The organism is Marinobacter sp. UBA3607, assembly GCF_002375525.1.
GTDB lineage: Bacteria > Pseudomonadota > Gammaproteobacteria > Pseudomonadales > Oleiphilaceae > Marinobacter > Marinobacter vinifirmus.
Genome location: NZ_DFLY01000006.1, coordinates 5,273 through 5,863, shown reverse-complemented (window position 1 = coordinate 5,863; position 591 = coordinate 5,273). Strand labels below are relative to the sequence as shown.

The following is a 591-nucleotide window of genomic DNA, read 5'->3' as shown; positions in this document are numbered from 1 at the left end:
ACCCCGTTCGGGGTCAGACCCCTCTGTATCCGTCAGGTTCTGGTTAGCCAGACCTTGCTGACATCCAGCATGCGATTGGCGAAACCCCATTCGTTATCGAACCAGCACAGCACTTTCACCATGGTGCCGCCGGTCACCCGGGTCTGGCCGCCGTCGACCACGCCGGAGTGGGCGTCGTGGTTGAAGTCGGAGCTGGCCAGGAGTTCGTCGGTGTAGCCGAGAATGCCTTTGAGCGATCCGTTAGCGGCGTTTTTCAGCAGCTGGTTTACTGCCGCAACATCGGTTGCTTCACGTACGTTCACCACCATGTCTATAGCAGACACATTCAGCGTTGGCACGCGCATGGCCACCGAGCTGAAGCGGCCTTCCATGTGGGGCAGCAGGCGCTCGATGCCGCGGGCCAGGCCGGTGTCTACCGGCACAATATTATGGAGCGCGCTGCGGGTGCGGCGCAGGTCCTGGTGGTGGTAGGCGTCGATCACTGGCTGGTCGTTCATGGCGGCATGGATGGTGGTGGTGCTGCCCTGTTCTACGCCGAAGGCGTCGTCCAGCACCTTGATCACCGGTACCAGGCAGTTGGTGGTGCAGGAA

General features: G+C 61.6%; 1 protein-coding gene. It reads right to left on the bottom strand.

Going from position 1 to position 591, the window contains the following annotated elements:
- Positions 1-32 precede the first annotated feature (32 nt).
- The coding region (locus B2589_RS01430; RefSeq protein WP_414673915.1) for a type I glyceraldehyde-3-phosphate dehydrogenase at positions 33-591 on the bottom strand (559 nt) is incomplete at its 5' end.